Origin of the sequence: Streptomyces cucumeris (assembly GCF_024295805.1) — a bacterium.
Taxonomy (GTDB): Bacteria; Actinomycetota; Actinomycetes; order Streptomycetales; family Streptomycetaceae; genus Streptomyces; species Streptomyces cucumeris.
In genome coordinates, this window is the sequence record NZ_JANCLX010000090.1 from 1 (window position 1) to 1,066 (window position 1,066).

At 68.3% G+C, this 1,066-nt stretch carries 1 protein-coding gene; it reads right to left on the reverse strand.

Annotated elements, in window-relative coordinates; genetic code table 11:
- The coding region (locus NMK44_RS41860; protein ID WP_254753395.1) for an IS481 family transposase at positions 1 to 958 on the reverse strand (958 nt) is incomplete at its 3' end.
- Positions 959 to 1,066 lie beyond the last annotated feature (108 nt).

Sequence of the window (1,066 nt, forward strand, 5' to 3'; positions counted from 1 at the left end):
TGTGTTGTCCCGAGAGGTTGGTGACGCGGCTGGCTGGGGTGTGGCCGCTGATTCCGGTGTGGGGTCGGTGGTAGTTGTACCAGTCCAGCCAGTCGGGGAACGCTGCCTGTCGTTCGGCGTCTGAGGTGTAGGGCTGGTGGTAGGCCCATTCGTCGAGCAGGGTGCGGTGGAAGCGTTCGACCTTGCCGTTGGTCTGTGGGCGCCAGGGTCGTGTCCAGCGTGGTTGTATGCCCAGGTCACGGCAGGTCTGGTGCCAGGTCTTCTTGGTGTAGGCCCAGGCGTTGTCAGTCAGGACCCGTTCGACGGTGACGCCTTGCTGGGCGAACCAGGCTGTGGCGCGGGCGAGGAAGCCCGAGCAGGTCGGGGCCGTCTCGTCGGGCAGGTCTTCTGTGTAGGCCAGGCGGGAGTGGTCATCGAGTGCGGTGTGCAGGTAGGCGTATCCCGCACCGTTACGCCGGTCTTTGTTCGGGCTGCCGGCGGCCCGGCCCAGGACTTTGTGGCCTCCGCCATGGGGGATGCGGCCGAGTTTCTTGACGTCGATGTGGATGAGTTCGCCTGGCCGGGCGCGTTCGTAGCGGCGGACTGGTTCACCGGTTGCCCGGTCCACCGCGGCCAGCGGGGGCATGTGGTGGCGTTTGAGGATCCGGTGGGCGGTGGAGGCGGCGATGCCGGTGCGGGCGGCCAGCCGCAGCGGGCCGATGCGGTGTTCGGACCGCAGACGGATGACCTGTTCCTCCACTGCGGCGGGGGTGCGGCGAGGCTGGTGGTGAGGGTTGCTGGAGTGGTCTTCCATGCCTGCGTGACCGTGCTGTCGGTAGCGGGCGGCCCAGCGCGCGGCTGTGGTGTGGCTGACCTGGAAGCGTTCTGCGGCCTGGCGCAGCGGCCATCCGTCGTCGACGACGCACCGGGCCAGCCGCAGCCTGCCGGTCGGCGTCAGCGGGGCGTTACGGTGGATCACGAGGGCCTCCTGCCATCGGCGTAGATGTCGCAATCCACACCGAGCCAGAAGGCCCTCACCTCGTTCAAGCACCCAGCACGCGTGTCACCAACGTGCCGGGACAGCACA